This window comes from Pseudomonas sp. AC169, assembly GCF_979258515.1.
Window position 1 is genome coordinate 3,454,819 of the sequence record NZ_OZ409866.1, and the last position, 16,974, is coordinate 3,471,792.

Sequence of the window (16,974 nt, forward strand, 5' to 3'; positions counted from 1 at the left end):
CACTTTGCGGCCGCTGGCTAGTATGGGTGCCTGAAATATCACTGATCTGACGGCAAAAAGGACACACGCATGCGACGCTGGAACGGCTGGGGAGAGGCAAGCACGGTGGTCGAACTGCCGGCCCAGGGCGCGGAGTTTCTTCATGAGCGACTGGGCGAGGGGCGCGCGCTGCCCGATGCTTCGCTCGAAACAGCATTGGCCCGTGTGCCGATATCCCGATTGCCGGCGCACAGCTTGTACAGCGTCGATGCCCATGATCGCTTGCTGCATGCCCGAGGTCAGAGCCTGCCGGACTGGTTGGCGTTGCGCGAGGGTGCGCTGGGCAATTATCCCGACGCGGTGGCGTTTCCCGAAACCGCTGAACATATTCGCCGATTGCTGGCGCTCGCCCATGAACAGGACTTGTGTCTGATCCCGTATGGCGGCGGCACGTCGGTGGCCGGGCATATCAATCCGCCGGAGTCGGCGCGGCCGGTGGTGACGGTGTCGCTGGCGCGGATGACTCGCCTGATCGACCTCGACGAACAGAGTCTGCTGGCGACGTTTGGTCCCGGTGCGAGTGGCCCGCAGGTCGAGAGCCAGCTGCGCGCGAAAGGCTACACGCTGGGGCATTTTCCGCAGTCGTGGGAGCTGTCGACGCTGGGCGGTTGGGTGGCTAGCCGTTCCAGTGGTCAGCAATCGTTGCGCTATGGCCGGATCGAGCAATTGTTTGCGGGCGGAACCTTGGAAACCTTTGCCGGGCCTTTGGAAATTCCAACTTTCCCGGCCTCAGCGGCGGGTCCTGATCTGCGCGAAGTGGTGCTCGGTTGCGAGGGCCGATTCGGGGTCATTTCCGAGGTCAAGGTGCGGGTCAGTGCGCTGCCGGCCGATGAACGTTTCTACGGCGTGTTTCTGCCCTCTTGGACCAAGGCCCTGCAAGCCATCCGCCAATTGGCCCAGGCGCGCGTACCGCTGTCGATGCTGCGCCTGTCCAACGCCGTGGAAACCGAAACGCAACTGGCGCTGGCCGGTCATCCGCAACAAATCGCCTGGCTGGAAAAGTACCTGAAGCTAAGGGGGGCGGCAGAGGGTAAATGCCTGCTGACCTTCGGCGTCACCGGCAATCGCCGACAAAATGCATTGTCGCTGACGCAGGCGCGGCAGCATCTGAAGGCCTTCGGCGGCGTGTTCACCGGCACCTTGCTCGGCAAGAAGTGGGCGCAGAACCGCTTCCGTTTCCCTTACCTGCGCGAAAACCTGTGGAACGCCGGTTACGTGGTCGACACCCTCGAAACCGCCACCGACTGGAGCAACGTCGACAACCTGCTCAACCGCATCGAAAACAGCCTGCGCGAGGCCTTGGCCGTCGAGGGCGAACGCGTGCATGTGTTCACCCACTTGTCCCACGTCTACGGCGAAGGTTCGAGCATCTACACCACTTACGTGTTTCGCCCGGCGGCTGACTATCCGGCGACACTCGCGCGCTGGAAAGCGCTCAAGCACGCAGCCAGCCAGACCATCGTCGACAACCACGGCACCATCAGCCATCAGCACGGCGTCGGCAAGGATCACGCGCCGTACCTGTTGCGCGAGAAGGGCGCACTGGCGATGGATGCGTTGCAGGCGCTGAGCAAACACTTCGATCCGGCCGGGCGCCTCAACCCCGGCACGCTGTTGACGGAGTGACGGCCATGAGTCAGGACTGGAACGCCGCGTGGCGCGAGCAGATTCTGCCGACGCTGGCCGAGGAACCCTGGGATCTGATCGTCATTGGCGGCGGCATCAGTGGCGCCGGAATACTGCGCGAAGCGGCGCGTCGTGGCTGGCGCTGCCTGCTGCTGGAGCAACGCGATTTCGCCTGGGGCACCTCCAGCCGTTCTTCGAAAATGGTCCATGGCGGTTTGCGTTACATCGCCAAGGGCCAGTGGCGCCTGACCCGTGATTCGGTACGCGAGCGCCAGCGCTTGCTCGACGAAGCGCCGGGGCTGGTCGAACCGATGAGTTTCCTGATGCCGCACTATCGCGGCGGCTTTCCCGGGCCTCGGGTGCTGGGTGGTTTGCTGAGCGTATACGACGCCTTGGCGGGACGGCGCAGCCATCGCTTTCATGATGCGCAACAGCTTCGATATCTGGCGCCGGGCGTGAGAGAAAATGACCTGCTCGGCGGCACCAGTTTTGTCGATGCGCTGACCGACGATGCGCGGCTGGTGATGCGTGTGTTGAGCGAAGCGCGGGCCGAGGGAGCGGTCGTGGTCAATGGCGTGCGCGTCGAACAGCTGCTGCGTGAAAACGGCCGAGTGTGCGGCGTTCAAATCGAGGATTGCGAGGCCGGCACGTCAATGCAATTGCGCTGTGGCGTACTCGCCGTGGCCACCGGTGCGTGGGCGGAACGCTTGCGGCCGAATGAGACCCCTCGGCAATTACGACCGTTACGCGGCAGTCATTTATTGCTGCCGGGCTGGCGTTTGCCGGTTGCACAGGCGTTCACGTTTTTACATGAGCGTGATCGGCGTCCGGTGTTCGTTTTTCCGTGGGAGGGCGCGACGGTGGTGGGCACCACGGATCTTGATCATCGCGAGGATCTGGATCAGAGCGCGAGCATCAGCGCTGAAGAACTCGACTATCTGCTGGCGGCCTGCACGCAGCAGTTTCCCGGCGCTGAGGTTACGGCGAATGACGTGCTATCGACCTGGTCCGGCGTGCGTCCGGTGGTGGGCAGCGCAGGTGCGCATCAAGACAAGCCGTCGAACGAAACCCGTGAACATGTGCTGTGGCAGGAGCCCGGTTGCGTGACCCTGGCCGGCGGCAAACTGACCACGTTTCGCCCGCAAGCCATTGAAGTGCTAAAGGCCTGCGCGGCCATGCTCGAACGTCCGTTCGTCGATGACGCCGCGCCAGTTTTTGCCGCCGTCCCTGCGCTGGCGATTCCAGAGTTGAGCAGCCAACAATGGCGACGTCTGGCCGGACGGCAGGGCCGCGACCTGCCGAGGTTGGCGCGGTTGCTCGTTGAAGTAGGGCACGAAACGGTGGGTGCCACAGACACTCTGTGGGCCGAACTGGCTTTCGCCTGTGAGACTGAAATGGTTCTGCACCTCGACGATCTGCTCCTGCGCCGCACGCGTCTCGGTTTGCTGCTACCGCGCGGTGGCGAAGACTATTTCGCCGCCATCCGCCAGGTCTGCCAGCCACGACTGGCCTGGAGCGACGAACACTGGCAGCAGGAAATTCAGCGTTACCGGGCGTTGTGGCAACGCCATCACGGCTTGCCGGATGCCACGCCTTGATGCCCCTTGAAGAGAGCTCCATGGATAACCACCCGAACAAGCGTTACCTGCTGGCCATCGACAACGGCACCCAGAGCGTGCGCGCGCTGCTCTTCGATTTGCAGGGCAATCTGCTCGGTAAGGGCAAGGTCGAATTACAGGCGTATTACTCGACGCAACCGGGCTGGGCCGAGCAGGATCCAGAGTATTACTGGGCGAAACTCGGCGAGGCGTGTCAGCAGGTCTGGGCACAGACCGGCATCGACCGTTCGCAGATTGCCGGCGTTTCCCTGACCACGCAGCGCGGCACGGTGATCAATGTCGATGCCGAGGGCAAGCCATTGCGCCCGGCGATTCTGTGGCTCGATCAGCGTCAGAGCGAAGTCGAGGGCGGGATCAAAGGGCCGTGGGGCTGGCTGTTCAAACTTGTCGGCGCGCAGGGCACTGTGGATTATTTTCGTGCCCAGGCTGAGGCGAACTGGATCGCTCAGCATCAGCCTGAGGTGTGGGCGGCGACGGACAAGTTTTTACTGCTCTCGGGGTTTCTCACGCATCGACTGTGCGGACGTTTTGTCGACTCGGTGGGTTGCTGCGTCGGCTATCTGCCGTTCGACTTCAAACGCCTGAAATGGGCCGCGCCGAGTGACTGGAAATGGCAGGCGCTGGCGGTGCGTCCCGAGCAATTGCCGAGCTTGCAAAAACCCGGTGAAACCCTTGGCTACATCACCGCTGAAGCCGCTCGCCACACCGGCATTCCCGAAGGTTTGCCGTTGATTGCTGCCGGCGCTGACAAGGCTTGCGAAGTGGTCGGTGCCGGCGTGGTCGATGCGAATACGGTGTGCCTGTCTTACGGCACCACGGCGACGATCACCAGCACCCGCTCGCGCTATCTGGAAATTGTCCCGTTGATCCCGCCGTATCCGTCAGCGGTGCCCGATCAGTACAACTGCGAGGTGATGATTTATCGCGGTTACTGGATGGTCAGCTGGTTCAAGAACGAGTTCGGGTTGCGCGAGATGCAGCAGGCCAAAGAGCAGGGCATCGAGCCGGAGCAGTTGTTCGATGCACTGGTTGAGGCGGTACCGCCGGGGTCGATGGGCCTGATGTTGCAACCGTACTGGTCGCCGGGGATTCGCGAGCCGGGTGTCGAGGCGAAAGGCGCAATGATCGGCTTCGGCGATGTACACACCCGTGCGCATATTTACCGGGCGATTCTGGAAGGGTTGGCGTATGCGTTGCGCCAAGGCATGGAGAATATCGAGCGGCGTTCGAAGGTCTCGGTCAAGCGTCTGCGCGTTGCCGGTGGCGGCTCGCAGAGTGATGCGGCGATGCAGCTGACGGCGAATATTTTCGGCCTGCCGGCGGAGCGTCCGCATGTGTATGAAGCGTCGGGTCTGGGCGCGGCGATTTGTTGTGCGGTGGGGTTGGGGTTGCATGCGGATTTCCCCACGGCCATCGCTTCAATGACCAGAGTAGGGGCTGTCTTCACCCCACAACCCGATGCGCAAAAAATCTACGAGCAACTGTACAAAGACGTCTACCTGCGCATGTACCGCCAACTCAAACCGCTGTATCAAAGCATCCGCAAAATCACCGGTTACCCCGCCTAAAAAGCACACCACAAATCCCCCTGTAGGAGCTGCCGAAGGCTGCGATCTTTTGATCTTGTTTTTCAAGATCAACGTCAAAAGATCGCAGCCTTCGGCAGCTCCTACAGGGACCGTATTGCGACTCGATGTGGCGCCATCGGAGAACTTTTCTGGTGAGATCGGACAGTGTCACCAGCGGGGTCGGTTGTTAGGCTCATCCCCCACGGCACCTCCAATAAGAACCAGAAGCAATGAAGCTGACCTTCCTCCTGTTGCTGCTTTGTGCAACGGCCCCGAGCGCCTGGGGCTGGTCCAACCATACGGTCGGCAGCTATCTGGCGTTGCAGGATCTGCCGGCGTTGCGTGATGCACCGCAGGTTGAAGTCGAGCCACTTGAGCAGTTTCTCACCGAGCAATATCCCGCCGTTCTGGCGCTGTTGGAGCAGCAGGAAAGCTTCGCCCGCGAGCACTTCGCTCAGTACCCGCCACGCCCCGACAATCTGAAATTGCCGGCGGTGCCGAGTGACAATTTGCGCCACGACTTTCTCACTGCGCTGCGCATCAATCCCGAGATTCATCTGGCGATGGTCATCCAGCCATTGCCCGGCAAAGACCTGCCCGAACGTGAGCATCTGCAGGCCAATCAGGTCATGGTCGAGCAGACCCTGTCACCGTGGAATCGCCAGCGCTTCATCGTCATCGCCGATCACGAAAAAGTCGCAGCGCTGGCCGTGCTCGCCAGCGCCGCCGACGAGCCGGATTACGGCCACGACATCAACCTGTTCAGCGACAACCCTGGCGAGGTCGGCGCGCTGTACGGCTTCGGCCCGCAACCGTTCGGCGATGCGCGTTTTCAGTACAGCTCGCAGGCGCCGTTCCACATGGGCTTCTTCCATGAAAGCGCGGTGGTGTATGCCGCTGCCGGTTTCCTCGAGCGCAGTTGGCCGGACTGGCGCGGGTATCAATACATGGGCCTGGCGCGATTGGCGTTTGCCAGCGGTCATCCGTATTGGGGTTATCGCTTTCTCGGCTGGGGCCTGCATCACATTCAGGACCTGACCCAGCCGTACCACGCCAAGCCGTTGCCCGGTGTCGATCTCGCCAGTCTTTTGTTGCTGGAAGGCAAGGCAATCGCTGGTTTCGCTGAGGACAAACAGGCCTCAATCGAACGCGTCGCCACGCGGCACATGGAGGTCGAGAAGTATCAGTCGACCTGGCTGCGGCGCTTGCTGCGCGCCGGTCAGCCGCATCCGATGCTCGCGGCTTACGCCGATGTTGCTCAGGACAAAACCTACCCGCCGTACTCGGTCGACTACTTGCGCGAAGTGGTCAGCGCCGAGTCGGTCAACGATTCCGCAGCGTTCGACGAGGCCATCGGGCAGTGGCTTGAGACGGCACCGCCTACCAGTGATTTCAGCAGCGGCAATCAACTGCATCGCGAAGATTTCGACCACCCGGCACTCAATCAGCAACTGTTCAAGTTGCTCGGCCATTTCGGCGCGCACAGCCGGATTTACGTCAGCGCGGGATTGGCGCCCTAGCCCTCGCGGCAGGACAACAAAACAATAAAAAACAGGGAAGGAGGAATACATGATCAACACTCGATTGCGCCTGACGGGCGCGGCGCTCCCCGGTGTCGGCCTGGCAGGGCTGCTGCAACTGTGCGCAGTCGATGCGGCGCACGCGGTGGAGTTCAGTTTCATGGACAAACAGGTCACCGGCTCCCTCGACACGACCTTGTCCTATGGCCGTTTGTGGCGGGTGCAGGGCCGCGATAAAACCAACGACGACGTCAACACCAACGACGGCAATCGCAACTTCGACACCGGGCTGGTTTCCGAGGTGTACAAGATCACCTCCGAGCTTGAAGCCAACTATCAGAACTATGGCGTGTTCGTGCGTGGCACCGCGTTTTACGACACGCAACTGATGGACAAGCGCAACGACTACTACGACAACAACAGCCCGTCGCAGCCGAGCCAGAGCTACCCGCAGGACAACCATTTCACCAGCCAGACCCGCGACATCGCCGGCAGCCGCATCGAGATGCTCGACGCTTATGTGCATGGCAGTTGGGACGTTGCGCAGATGCCGGTGACGGCGCGCGTCGGTCGGCAGGTGTTCAACTGGGGCGAGGGGATTTTCTATCGCGGCGGGATCAACACCACCAACCCGGTGGATGCCGCCAAGTACCGCTTGCCCGGCGCGGAAGTGAAGGAAGTGCTGGTGCCGGTTGAGGCGCTGAGTTTCAACATCGGCCTGACCGATTCGCTGACCATGGAGAGTTTCTACCAGACCAACTGGAAGGAGACTCGCATTGATCCGGTCGGTACGTTCTACTCGCAGACCGACCTGTTCGCCGACGGTGGCAACACCGGTTACAACAACTTCAGCGGTACAGCGCTCGACACGCCGGTACCGGGCTTCGGTAACGTCATCGGTTTGTACAGCGCATTGGGCAACAACCCATTGCTGAGTTCCGCCCTGCAAACCACTGGCCTGTACGCCAACGGCGTGACGCCGGCCTATGGCAACACGCTGAAAGTGGCGAGCATCGGCAAGGACTACAACGCACGCAACGATGGCCAGTTCGGCTTCGCCTTTCGCTACATCGCCGAACAACTCAACAGCACCGAGTTCGGTTTGTACCTGGTCAACTACCACGCCAAGGAACCGACCATCGCGGCGGACCTGGGCGGCTACAACGGCATCGACATGGATGCGCTGACCAATCTGCTGACGGGCGTCGCTGGCAGTCAGGCCGGGGCGTTGGCCAACGGTCTGGCCACGGCGGATGTGATGGGCAATATCCAGGCGCATCGGCGTTATGCCGAAGACATTCGCATGTACGGCTTCAGCTTCAACACCACGTTGGGCGAGGCATCGGTGTTCGGTGAAATTGCTTATCGGCCGAATCTGCCGATCGGTGTCGCAGCCACCAACGATTTGATCGGTGACCTGGCCAACGGAGCTGCCGTGGCGGTGACGGGCAGGTCGATCAATGTCGGCGGGCAGATGGTCAATCTCAACAGCGAGATCAACAACGCCGAACGTGTCGAAGCGTTCAACACCTCGCTGGGGACCATTTACAACTTTGGCCCGACGGCCTCGTTCGACTCGCTGTTCGGCATCTTCGAACTGGCCTCTGAACACCTGCGCGGCAGCAGTCTGCAATACACCGCGTATGACGGCAGTCGTCGTTACTACGCCGGTACCGGTAACTATTCCTATGTGTCTGGCGGTGATCGCGACGATCAGGTCAATCGCAATTCCTACAGCTACACGGCGATGCTCAACGGCACCTGGAACGATGTGTACGCCGGGGTCAACGTCTCGCCGTACATCGTTTACAAGGACGATTTCGAGGGCAACAGCTATCAGGCCGGCAACACCATCGAAGGTCGCAAGGCCTACACGCTGGGGATCAAGGCCAACTACCAGAACAAGCTCGAAGCCGAACTGCAATACACCGAGTTCTACGGCGGCGGGCAGAACAACGGCATCCGCGACCGCGACAACGTCGGGTTCAACCTCAAGTATTTCCTTTAAAGGCTACACACAGCCCCTGTGGGAGCGAGCCTGCTCGCGAAGAGGCCGGCACATTCAATATTGATGTCGACTGACCCACCGCTTTCGCGAGCAGGCTCGCTCCCACAGGTTTTGTATTTTTGGAGAAAGTCATGATTCACACTTCAAGACTGACAAAAACATCGCTAGTGCTGTTTCTGACCCTGGCCGCAGGCACCGCTCTGGCCGCCATCACCCCACAACAAGCCGAACAACTGAAAACCACCCTGACCCCCATGGGCGCCGAACGCGCGGGCAACGCCGCCGGCACCATCCCCGCGTGGACCGGCGGCATCACTCAAGCCCCGGCCGGCTACAAACCGGGCCAGCATCACCCCGATCCATTTGCCGCCGACAAACCGCTGTTCACCATCACCAAAGCCAACCTCGACCAGTACAAAGTCCACCTCAGCCCCGGCCAGATCGCCCTGTTCAACAGCTACCCCGACACCTTCCAGATGCCGATCTATCCGTCCCGCCGCTCCGGTTCGGCACCGCAATGGCTGTACGACAACACCCTGAAAAACGCCACTTCGGCGAAACTGCTCGAAGGCGGCAGCGGCTTCTCCGATGCCTACGGCGGCGTGCCATTCCCGGTGCCCAAGGACGGCGTTGAAGTGCTGTGGAACCATATCACCCGCTATCGCGGCATCTACGTCGTGCGCCGCGCTTCCGAAGCGCCTGTCCAGCGCAACGGCAGCTTCGCGCTGGTGACTTCGCAGCAGGAAGCGCTGTTCAACTATTACCGCCCGAACGGCCAGTTCGCCGACCTGAAAAACATCCTGTTCTACTACCTCGCCTTCGTGAAAAGCCCGGCGCGACTGGCCGGTGGCGCCGCCCTCGTGCACGAAACCCTCGATCAACTCAAAGATGCGCGCCAGGCCTGGATCTACGACGCCGGCCAACGCCGCGTGCGTCGCGCACCGAACCTCGCCTACGACACGCCGATCGCATCCTCCGATGGCCTGCGCACCGCCGACGACACCGACCTGTTCAACGGCTCGCCGGATCGTTACGAGTGGAAGCTCAAGGGCAAACAGGAAATCTACATCCCCTACAACAACTACAAAGTCGCCAGCCCCGACGTGAAGTACGCGCAACTGCTCACCCCGGGCCACCTCAACCCGCAATACACCCGCTACGAATTGCACCGGGTCTGGGTGGTGGAAGGCAACCTGAAACCGGGTTCGCGACACATCTATTCCAAGCGTGTGCTGTTTCTCGATGAAGACAGCTGGGGCGCCGCGCTGGTTGATCAATACGACGGGCGAGGGGAGTTGTGGCGGGTGTCTATGGCCTACCTGAAAAACTTCTACGACCTGCCGACGACGTGGAGTGCGCTGGATGTTTTCCACGATTTGCAGGCACGGCGTTACTACGTGCAGAACCTTGATAACGAGGAAGCGGAGACTGTCGATTTCGCGCAGCCGGTGCCGGAGGATACGTATTTTATGCCGTCGGCGTTGCGGCAGCGGGGTACGCGGTGAGGTAGCAGACCTGCCGCGGTTTTCTCAACGTTACAACCTGAAACCGTCGCAGCAAAAGCTTCATGTTAGCCTCCGCTGCTGCGATTTCAGTAATGACGGAGTGCATTGTGGCAAGTTTGACCATCGACAATCTTGACCCTCAGCTCTACGAAGCGCTTAGGGTGGCGGCCGACCTCAATGCTCGATCGATTGAAGAGCAAGCGTGTGTGATTTTGAAGAACGCTCTTGAGCAGAATCAATCCACTGGCGGCTTGGGGACTACGATCAAAGAGCGGTTCAGAAGCGTTGGCGGAGTTGAGCTGGATTTGCCTTTGCGTTGAAAGCGGGGCACGCAGTTTCACGGTATGACCACGCATCAGTAGCGCAAGCCATAACGCAATCGCGGGCAAGCCCGCTCCCACACGTCCTGAGCCGAACACAACATCTGTGAACGACTCAGAACCCTGTGGGAGCGGGCTTGCCCGCGATTGGTTTTTGGCTTCAGCGCTGTACGAAGATCAAACGCGGAAGTGGCTGACCATCTGCTGCAACTGACCACCCAGACGCGCCAGTTCAACACTCGACGCTGCCGTCTCATCACTCGCCGCTGCGGTCTGTTCCGACACGTCGCGCACATTGATGATGCTGCGGCTGATCTCTTCCGCCACGGCGCTCTGCTGCTCAGCCGCCGCAGCGATCTGCTGGTTCATCGACTGGATGTTCGACACCGTGCGGGTGATGTTTTCCAGCGATGCGCCAGCCTTGCGCGTCAGCGCCACGCTGCTGTCGGTCAGGGCGCGGCTGTTGCTCATCACCGCCGAGACTTGCTGGGTGCCGTTCTGCAGACCGGCGACCAGACCTTCGATTTCTTCGGTGGATTTCTGCGTGCGCTGGGCCAAACCACGTACTTCGTCGGCGACCACGGCAAAACCACGACCGGCTTCACCGGCACGGGCGGCTTCAATCGCGGCGTTGAGGGCGAGCAGGTTGGTCTGTTCGGCCACGGCCTTGATCACGTCCATGACGCTGCCGATCTTGTCGCTTTCCTGTTGCAGCACGCTCATGGCTTCGGTCGAACGCACCACTTCGCTGGCCAGACGCTCGATCTGCGCGATGGCTTCGTTAACGACTTTGTCGCCTTCACGCGCTTCACCGTCAGCAGCAGCGGCTGCTTGCGAAGCTTCTTCGGCATTGCGCGCGACTTCCTGCACGGTGGCGGTCATTTCGTGCATGGCGGTGGCGACCTGATCGGTCTCGACTTTCTGACTGTTCACACCGGCGCTGGTCTGCTCGGTCACGGCGGACAGTTCTTCGGCGGCGCTGGCAATCTGGGTGACGCCGTCGCGGATGCCGCTGATCAAGTCACGCAGGGTCACACCCATGCGGGCGATGCCTTGTTGCAGCACGCCGAGTTCGTCGCGGCGGGTGACGGTGACGTTCTGGGTCAGGTCGCCGCTGGCGATACGCTCGACCACAGCGAGGGTTTCTTGCAGCGGGCGGGTGATCTGACGGGTGATGATCACCGCAGCAATCACGCCGACCAGCAGGGCGAGCAGGGTGCTGATCAACTGGAAGGTGCGCGCCTGGGCGCTTTCAATATCACGACGGTCGAGCTGGATCTGATACAGCTGCTCGCTCGTGGTAACGATGGCGGCGCCCTGATCGGTCATTTCTTTCCGCGCCTGCACCGCGTCGGTGTTGGCGTTTTTATACGCCATCAACGCGCTGCGATAGTTGACCAGTGCGGTTTCCAGCTGACGCAGGGCGTCTTGCTGCGAGTCAGCAAAATGCACGTTCAGTTGCTTGAGGCTGGCGATCGCGACATCCAGTTGGCCAACGGCTTTCTGCTCGGTTTCGGCGTTGGTGGTGGCGGTGTAGCCGCGCACTTCGTAGCGCGCGAGGATGAACGCTTCCTTGGCGGCGGTGATCGCCTGGAACTGTTCGAAACGCTGCTCGCTCATGTCCATCTGCTGCACGCGTTTGCTGATCGACTCGATCTGGTTGTACGCGGTCTCGGCACTCACGCTCATGCTGTCGCGGGCGCTGTTGCCGGTGCGATAGGCATTGCGCATTTTATTCAGCGACGTCTGGTATTCAGCGATGGTCGCGGCCTGCTCCTTGAGCAGTTTGACGTTTTCCGGGCTCTTGAAGCTGTTGATCAGCTTCTGTTGTTGCGCGGCGAAGCTTTCAAGGGTGGTCTGCACGTTTTGCGCGGCGGTTTCATCGCCATTGGTCAGCATGTACTGCAAGCGTACTACGCGCAGTTTGGTCAGACCGGCGTTGAGCTGGGTGATGTCGCTCATCCAGTTGCTGCGGTCGATCAGGCCACCGAGGCTGGTCCAGCCCGTCAGGGCCAGCACGCAGGTCAGGGCCAGCACGAGGCCGAAGCCCAGGCCCAGTTTCATGTTCACGCTGATGTTGCCGAACCAGCTATTCATCAAAAATCCTCCAGAAACGTTGGGTTTCTTGTCGTCGGTTAGGCTGGAAGATTGTTGTTTTTTTGAGCCAGCAAGGGTGTTAGCAGGTTTGTATCGGCCGCATTTCCCAGAGCTGAAAGGATTTTGTCCTACGGAATTTGTAACAACGGATCCCAAGACTTTTTTCACATGGGTTTCACTGGCTACCCACGCCCGCCTCTGTACCTTCGCCGCATCGAATGAACCCGTGATGCAGAGTGGCGAGGCGGTTTTTTGTGGAATTGAGACTGAGTCTGTTCGGCGTCAAACGCTCGATCGATCTGAGCTTTTTGGCTCGTTTTCGCAACACCTGGGTGATGTTGGCGGCATCGGTGTTGGTGATCCCGCTGACCCTGTGGTTACTGGCGCCGGCGGCGGTGCCGGACCTGGCCCACGGCAATGTCGCCGGTGCGCAAGCGTTGGCCGCGGGATGGGCCAAGGGAGACATGATCGTCTTGGTGCGGCACGTTGAGCGTTGCGATCACTCCCGGGCTGCGTGCCTGAGTGGCAATGACGGCATCACCGATCGCTCGCGCAGTGTCGCGGTGGCGGTCGGTGCACAGTTCGCACAACTGGGCCTGAACAACGCCGACATCTATAACAGCCCGTCGATGCGCACGGTGCAGACCGCCGCTTACATGTTCAACCATGCCGCCAGCGGCGAAGACTGGTTGATCGATTGCCGGGGCCGCATGTTGCAGGATGCGCTGGCCCACAAGGTGCCCGGTCGCAATCTGGTCCTGGTGACCCACAGCGAATGCATGGCGCAAATCGAGAAAGACCTCAAAGTGCCGATCTCGGACGTGGGTTACGGCTCGTCGTTATTTGTTTCTGCTGCCAGCCCGGCGGCTCCCAAGATGTTCGGCTTCATTGAAGCCTCTGACTGGCGCACGGTGACCACCCGATGAAATCCCGTTTCTACGTTTATAACTTCGGCATTCCGCTAGCCTGCGCGGCGCTGGTGTTCCTGATGTTCGACATGACCAAGATCGACATCGCCTTCAGCAACCTGCTGTTCGATCCACTGACGCAGTCGTTCCCGCTCGACAAAATCCACTTCTTTGAAAAGCTCACCCACAAATGGGCGCGGATCATTCCCAACTGGACGGCGGAAATCGCGCTGATCGGCGCGCTGCTGTCGCTGGTCTGGCCATTGGTCAATCCGCACAAGCGTCCGCGCCTCGCTGCGATGCTGGAGCGCAGCAAAGTCGCGCCAGTACTGCGATTTGCCGCTGATCATCGTAGGGATTTTCTGTTTGTGGTGGTCGCGTTTGCGGTCTGCACGGGAGTGATCCACTTCCTCAAATCCCACACCAGCGTTTACTGCCCGATCGAGACCACGCTGTACGGCGGGAAAATGGCTCACATTGAGTGGTACAGCAACTTTCAACTGTTCCACGAAGCCGGTAGTGGCCGGTGCTGGCCGGGTGGTCATGCGTCGGGTGGCTTCACCATGCTGGCGCTGTATTTCGTGGCGCGGCGCTATCAATGGCGTTTTTCCAGTGCAATCTTGTGGGGCTCGCTGCTGTTGGGTTTTGTTTACGGCACCACCCGCGTCCTGCAGGGCTGGCATTACATGTCCCACACCTTCTGGGCGGGAATCTTTGTGTGGCTGGCGTGTTTGCTGACGGCGTTGGCGTTCTACGGGCGGGCACGGCTGGAGGTGCCGGTGCTTGGCAAGCGTGAGCAGAAAGCTTTCAGTGCTGAGGTCTCTATCTGAGCCCGTGCGGATCAAATGAAAAACCCGCCAATCATCGGCGGGTTTTTTTATGGGGCTGCGCAGGTCCCTCAATAGCCGACGAAGTAATACGCCTGACGCCCGACCATCATGGTCTTGAGTACTTTCAGTAGCGGCGCGGGTTCACTGTCACCGGCCATTACCACGACATGGGATGGCGAGGCCGCGAGGAAATCTCGCAACTGCACTTCGGTATCCAGCCCTTTGAGTACTTGCTGGGTATAGAAGACCGTGGCGCCACCGACCCGCTCATTGGCCTGAAACAGTGCGACTTGATGCCCGGCAGTTTGCAGAGCCTGAATCTCTGCGGTCAATGGCAGGAATGAAAGCTTTTTGTCGGCGTGGGGCAGTGCCCATTGCGCGGCGGCGAGGTAACTGCCGATCACCAGCGTGAGCACAGTTACTGCCAATGTCTGACGGTGACGGGCGATTCGGCCTACGAATCCATTGCCGGATTCGTACTGCTTCAATCGCTCGAACAGCACGCCCGCATACTCCGCTGCGATCACCGCAGCGGCTGGTGTCATCGACATCAGGTACACCGTGCGCTTGCTCGACGCCAAGGTCAGCATGATGAACTGCGCAATGATCCACAGGCTGAAAAACAACAGGTAACGGTTAACCTTCAGTTGTTTGCGGAAATGCCAGAGTCCCAGGTACACCAGAATATTCCAGGGCAGAAAGGCTTCCGGCAGTTTGGCGAGGTAGTAATAAAATGGTTCGTAGTGCCCGGCCTCGACGAACGATCCGCTGAAGCGCCCGACGCTGTTGGTCAACAGCACTTCTCTGACGGCTTGTGCGCCGCCGTGCTGAAAGAGGATGACGAGCCAGATCAGCAGCGGAATCAAACCGACCAGGGTCAGTAAGCCCGGTCGCAGCCAGTCGGCGATTTTCAGGCGCTTGTCCATCAGATTGTCAGCCAGCAGGTAGGCAAAAATCACCACCCCGGGCATGGCCAGCCCCAACACACCTTTGCTCAATGTGGCGATGGCAATTCCGACGACAAACAGTAGCGAGTTGCCCACGGTCGATGCCCGTTGCGCCTGGAAAAAGGCCAGCAGCGCCGTGGTCACGCCGAGTGCGAGCAGCGCGTCCTCGCCAACGCCGCGCACATTGCTCCAGTAACTGGCCATGGTCGCGAGCAGAATGCCTGCGGTCCAGGCAATCATTTTCGGCCGCTCGAAACGCCGCAACATGCCATATAGCAGCATCACACTGAGTAAGCCGGCCACCGCCGACGCCAGTCGCACCGCCCACGGTGAAACGCCGAACACGCGCATGGCGCCAGCGTCCAGCCACAGGCTTAGCGGTGGTTTTTCCAGAAACGGTTCGCCGAACAAGCGAGGTGTCACCCAGTCGTCGTCCAGATGCATCTCCATGGCGATCCCGGCGACGCGAGCCTCGGTGGAGCCTTGCAATTGATGGCCGCCCAATGCGAAGAAAAACAACAGGGCGGCAAGCAGAAACAGCGAAGTGACGGCACGTGACATAGGGTTCAGGCAACCGGACGGGGCGGGAGCCTAAGCATACGGCGGCAATCCTGAATAAATTGTGAAGCTCAGGCCAGTCGTCGCGACCAACGCTTGTCCGGCGTTTCGAACTGCGGATTGACCAGCGCCGTCAGCACATGATCCTGCCAGCGCCCGGCAATGTTCAGATACGCCTTGGCGTAACCCTCACGTTCGAAGCCCAACCGCTCAAGCAAGCGCTCACTGCGCTCGTTGCCGGGAATGTAGTTGGCCATGATCCGATGCAGGTTCTGGCTGTCGAACATGTAGCCGATACCCGCCTCCAGCGCCTCCTGCATCAAACCCTGTCCCTGTCGGGCCTCGTCGATGTGATAACCCAGATAACACGCCTGAAAGGCCCCGCGAATAATGCCGCTGAAGTTGCAGGCGCCGATCATCTGCTGGCCATCCGGGGTCAGTAGCGCGAAATGCATGGCCAGTCCGGCCTCGAATGCGCTGGCCTGTATTTCAAGGCGTCGGCGAATCTGTTCGGTGGAAAAATAGTCAGTGGTGCGGATCGGCGACCATGGCGCGAGGTGGCGCTGATTGCGTCGGTAGAACTCGCTTTCAAGCTCGGCCTGATCCGGAGCGAGTATCGCCAGCGTCAGGCGTTGGCAGGGCAGGGTCAACAGCGGCATCGGGCGCTCCGGGGTTTGGGATCTTCCGGCAGAGTCGCGCAATCAGCGGGGTCACGGCAAGTCGTGGCGAAGAAGGGACTTTGTTTCAGGCAAAAAAAAGCCCGCAGGAGCGCGGGCGAACCGTAGTTTCTTGAATGAGCGAGCGGACTGTACAAGGGTTGGCCGCGCCGCTGCAGTGAAGAAAAATTCATCTCGATGGGCGGCTCCAATGCAGTCCGATGCGCAACCGCGCACCGGGTTTTCGCCCGTCAATGGCGGGTTTCAGGCCCGGAGGAGGTCTGCGGTCCATGCGGATCCAGATTGTCCCTTGCCCGACAAATCAGAATTTCGGCCAGCGCGCTCAATTGCTTCATCGCCACCGCCACATGACGTTTCGAGCCATCGAACTCATCGGCAAAGTTTGCGCTGATGGCCGCGAGGGAATCGAGGATCTCGCTGGCGTGGGTGAGCAGGGTGAGTGTGTCGACATCGTCGCGCACCCTAATGAGCTGATTCAGCGGCACGCTACGCCGCCGCTTCGACGCCTCGCTGCGTTCGGTGCTATTCGATTGGATTTGAGTGCTGGACGTTGGCGCATCGGACGGTGCCGGGCCAACCAGCGAAAGGCGAGGGATTTTCTTCATGACGTAGCTCCGTGGAGTGAACATTCACTGCAATTGCGGCTGCCAAACCTTCCGCTGGATGGCAGTGGTTGTGGAGGGTAACGCCAGGAGGAACTGTCCACCAGTTCATCAAAGTCGACGCGTGTTGCGGGAATTTTCCTAGGACGT

At 60.4% G+C, this 16,974-nt stretch carries 13 protein-coding genes and 1 pseudogene; 9 read left to right on the plus strand and 5 right to left on the minus strand.

The genetic code is table 11. The annotated features are described in order from the left end of the window. The first annotated feature begins 69 nt into the window (after positions 1-69). From ACZZ0G_RS15525 to ACZZ0G_RS15555, 7 genes are all read left to right on the plus strand, one after another. Positions 70-1,665 carry an FAD-binding oxidoreductase gene (locus ACZZ0G_RS15525; protein ID WP_463556719.1) on the plus strand — a complete coding sequence of 532 codons (1,596 nt, stop codon included), beginning with the start codon at positions 70-72 and terminating at the stop codon, positions 1,663-1,665. 5 nt (positions 1,666-1,670) lie between these two features. Then, entirely contained in the window at positions 1,671-3,263 is a 1,593-nt protein-coding gene (locus ACZZ0G_RS15530) for a glycerol-3-phosphate dehydrogenase/oxidase (protein ID WP_463556720.1), read from the plus strand. A 20-nt stretch (positions 3,264-3,283) separates the two neighbouring features. Next, positions 3,284-4,852, plus strand: a complete 1,569-nt coding sequence (locus ACZZ0G_RS15535; RefSeq protein WP_463556721.1) for an FGGY-family carbohydrate kinase — start codon at positions 3,284-3,286, stop codon at positions 4,850-4,852. A 230-nt stretch (positions 4,853-5,082) separates the two neighbouring features. Next, positions 5,083-6,372, plus strand: coding sequence for a phospholipase (locus ACZZ0G_RS15540; protein ID WP_463556722.1), 1,290 nt, complete (start codon positions 5,083-5,085; stop codon positions 6,370-6,372). A gap of 49 nt (positions 6,373-6,421) precedes the next feature. After that, positions 6,422-8,380 carry a DUF1302 domain-containing protein gene (locus ACZZ0G_RS15545; protein WP_463556723.1) on the plus strand — a complete coding sequence of 653 codons (1,959 nt, stop codon included), beginning with the start codon at positions 6,422-6,424 and terminating at the stop codon, positions 8,378-8,380. Positions 8,381-8,511: 131 nt separating this feature from the next. Beyond that, the gene (locus ACZZ0G_RS15550) at positions 8,512-9,885 is read left to right on the plus strand and encodes a DUF1329 domain-containing protein (protein WP_463556724.1); all 1,374 of its coding nucleotides are present in this window, start codon (positions 8,512-8,514) and stop codon (positions 9,883-9,885) included. Positions 9,886-9,992: 107 nt separating this feature from the next. Then, a complete protein-coding gene (locus tag ACZZ0G_RS15555) occupies positions 9,993-10,205 on the plus strand; it encodes a FitA-like ribbon-helix-helix domain-containing protein (RefSeq protein ID WP_463556725.1) in 213 nt (70 codons plus the stop codon). A gap of 177 nt (positions 10,206-10,382) precedes the next feature. On the opposite strand, the gene ACZZ0G_RS15560 is transcribed toward ACZZ0G_RS15555, so the two are convergent. Together ACZZ0G_RS15560 and ACZZ0G_RS15565 are read right to left on the minus strand one after the other, a co-directional pair. After that, complete coding sequence (locus ACZZ0G_RS15560; RefSeq protein WP_371748303.1) at positions 10,383-11,246, minus strand: methyl-accepting chemotaxis protein; 864 nt, start codon at positions 11,244-11,246, stop codon at positions 10,383-10,385. Further along, positions 11,241-12,302, minus strand: a pseudogene (locus tag ACZZ0G_RS15565) (methyl-accepting chemotaxis protein); the annotation flags it as partial. The pseudogene ACZZ0G_RS15565 and the gene ACZZ0G_RS15560, both read right to left, overlap by 6 nt. A 254-nt stretch (positions 12,303-12,556) precedes the next feature. On the opposite strand from ACZZ0G_RS15565, the gene pmrG reads away from it, so the two are divergent. Both pmrG and ACZZ0G_RS15575 read left to right on the plus strand, forming a co-directional pair. Continuing rightward, complete coding sequence (gene pmrG / locus ACZZ0G_RS15570; protein WP_463556726.1) at positions 12,557-13,228, plus strand: lipopolysaccharide core heptose(II)-phosphate phosphatase PmrG; 672 nt, start codon at positions 12,557-12,559, stop codon at positions 13,226-13,228. Then, on the plus strand, positions 13,225-14,040 hold the full coding sequence (locus ACZZ0G_RS15575) for a phosphatase PAP2 family protein (protein ID WP_463556727.1): 816 nt from the start codon (positions 13,225-13,227) through the stop codon (positions 14,038-14,040). Before pmrG ends, ACZZ0G_RS15575 begins: the two co-directional genes overlap by 4 nt. A 68-nt stretch (positions 14,041-14,108) precedes the next feature. Here ACZZ0G_RS15575 and ACZZ0G_RS15580 read toward each other — a convergent pair whose 3' ends face one another. From ACZZ0G_RS15580 to ACZZ0G_RS15590, 3 genes are all read right to left on the minus strand, one after another. Further along, on the minus strand, positions 14,109-15,548 hold the full coding sequence (locus ACZZ0G_RS15580) for an ArnT family glycosyltransferase (protein ID WP_463556728.1): 1,440 nt from the start codon (positions 15,546-15,548) through the stop codon (positions 14,109-14,111). Positions 15,549-15,616: 68 nt separating this feature from the next. Continuing rightward, a complete protein-coding gene (gene rimJ, locus ACZZ0G_RS15585; RefSeq protein WP_463556729.1) occupies positions 15,617-16,204 on the minus strand; it encodes a ribosomal protein S5-alanine N-acetyltransferase in 588 nt (195 codons plus the stop codon). Between the two features lie 248 nt (positions 16,205-16,452). After that, a complete protein-coding gene (locus ACZZ0G_RS15590) occupies positions 16,453-16,827 on the minus strand; it encodes a DUF6124 family protein (protein ID WP_463556730.1) in 375 nt (124 codons plus the stop codon). Positions 16,828-16,974: the final 147 nt, after the last annotated feature.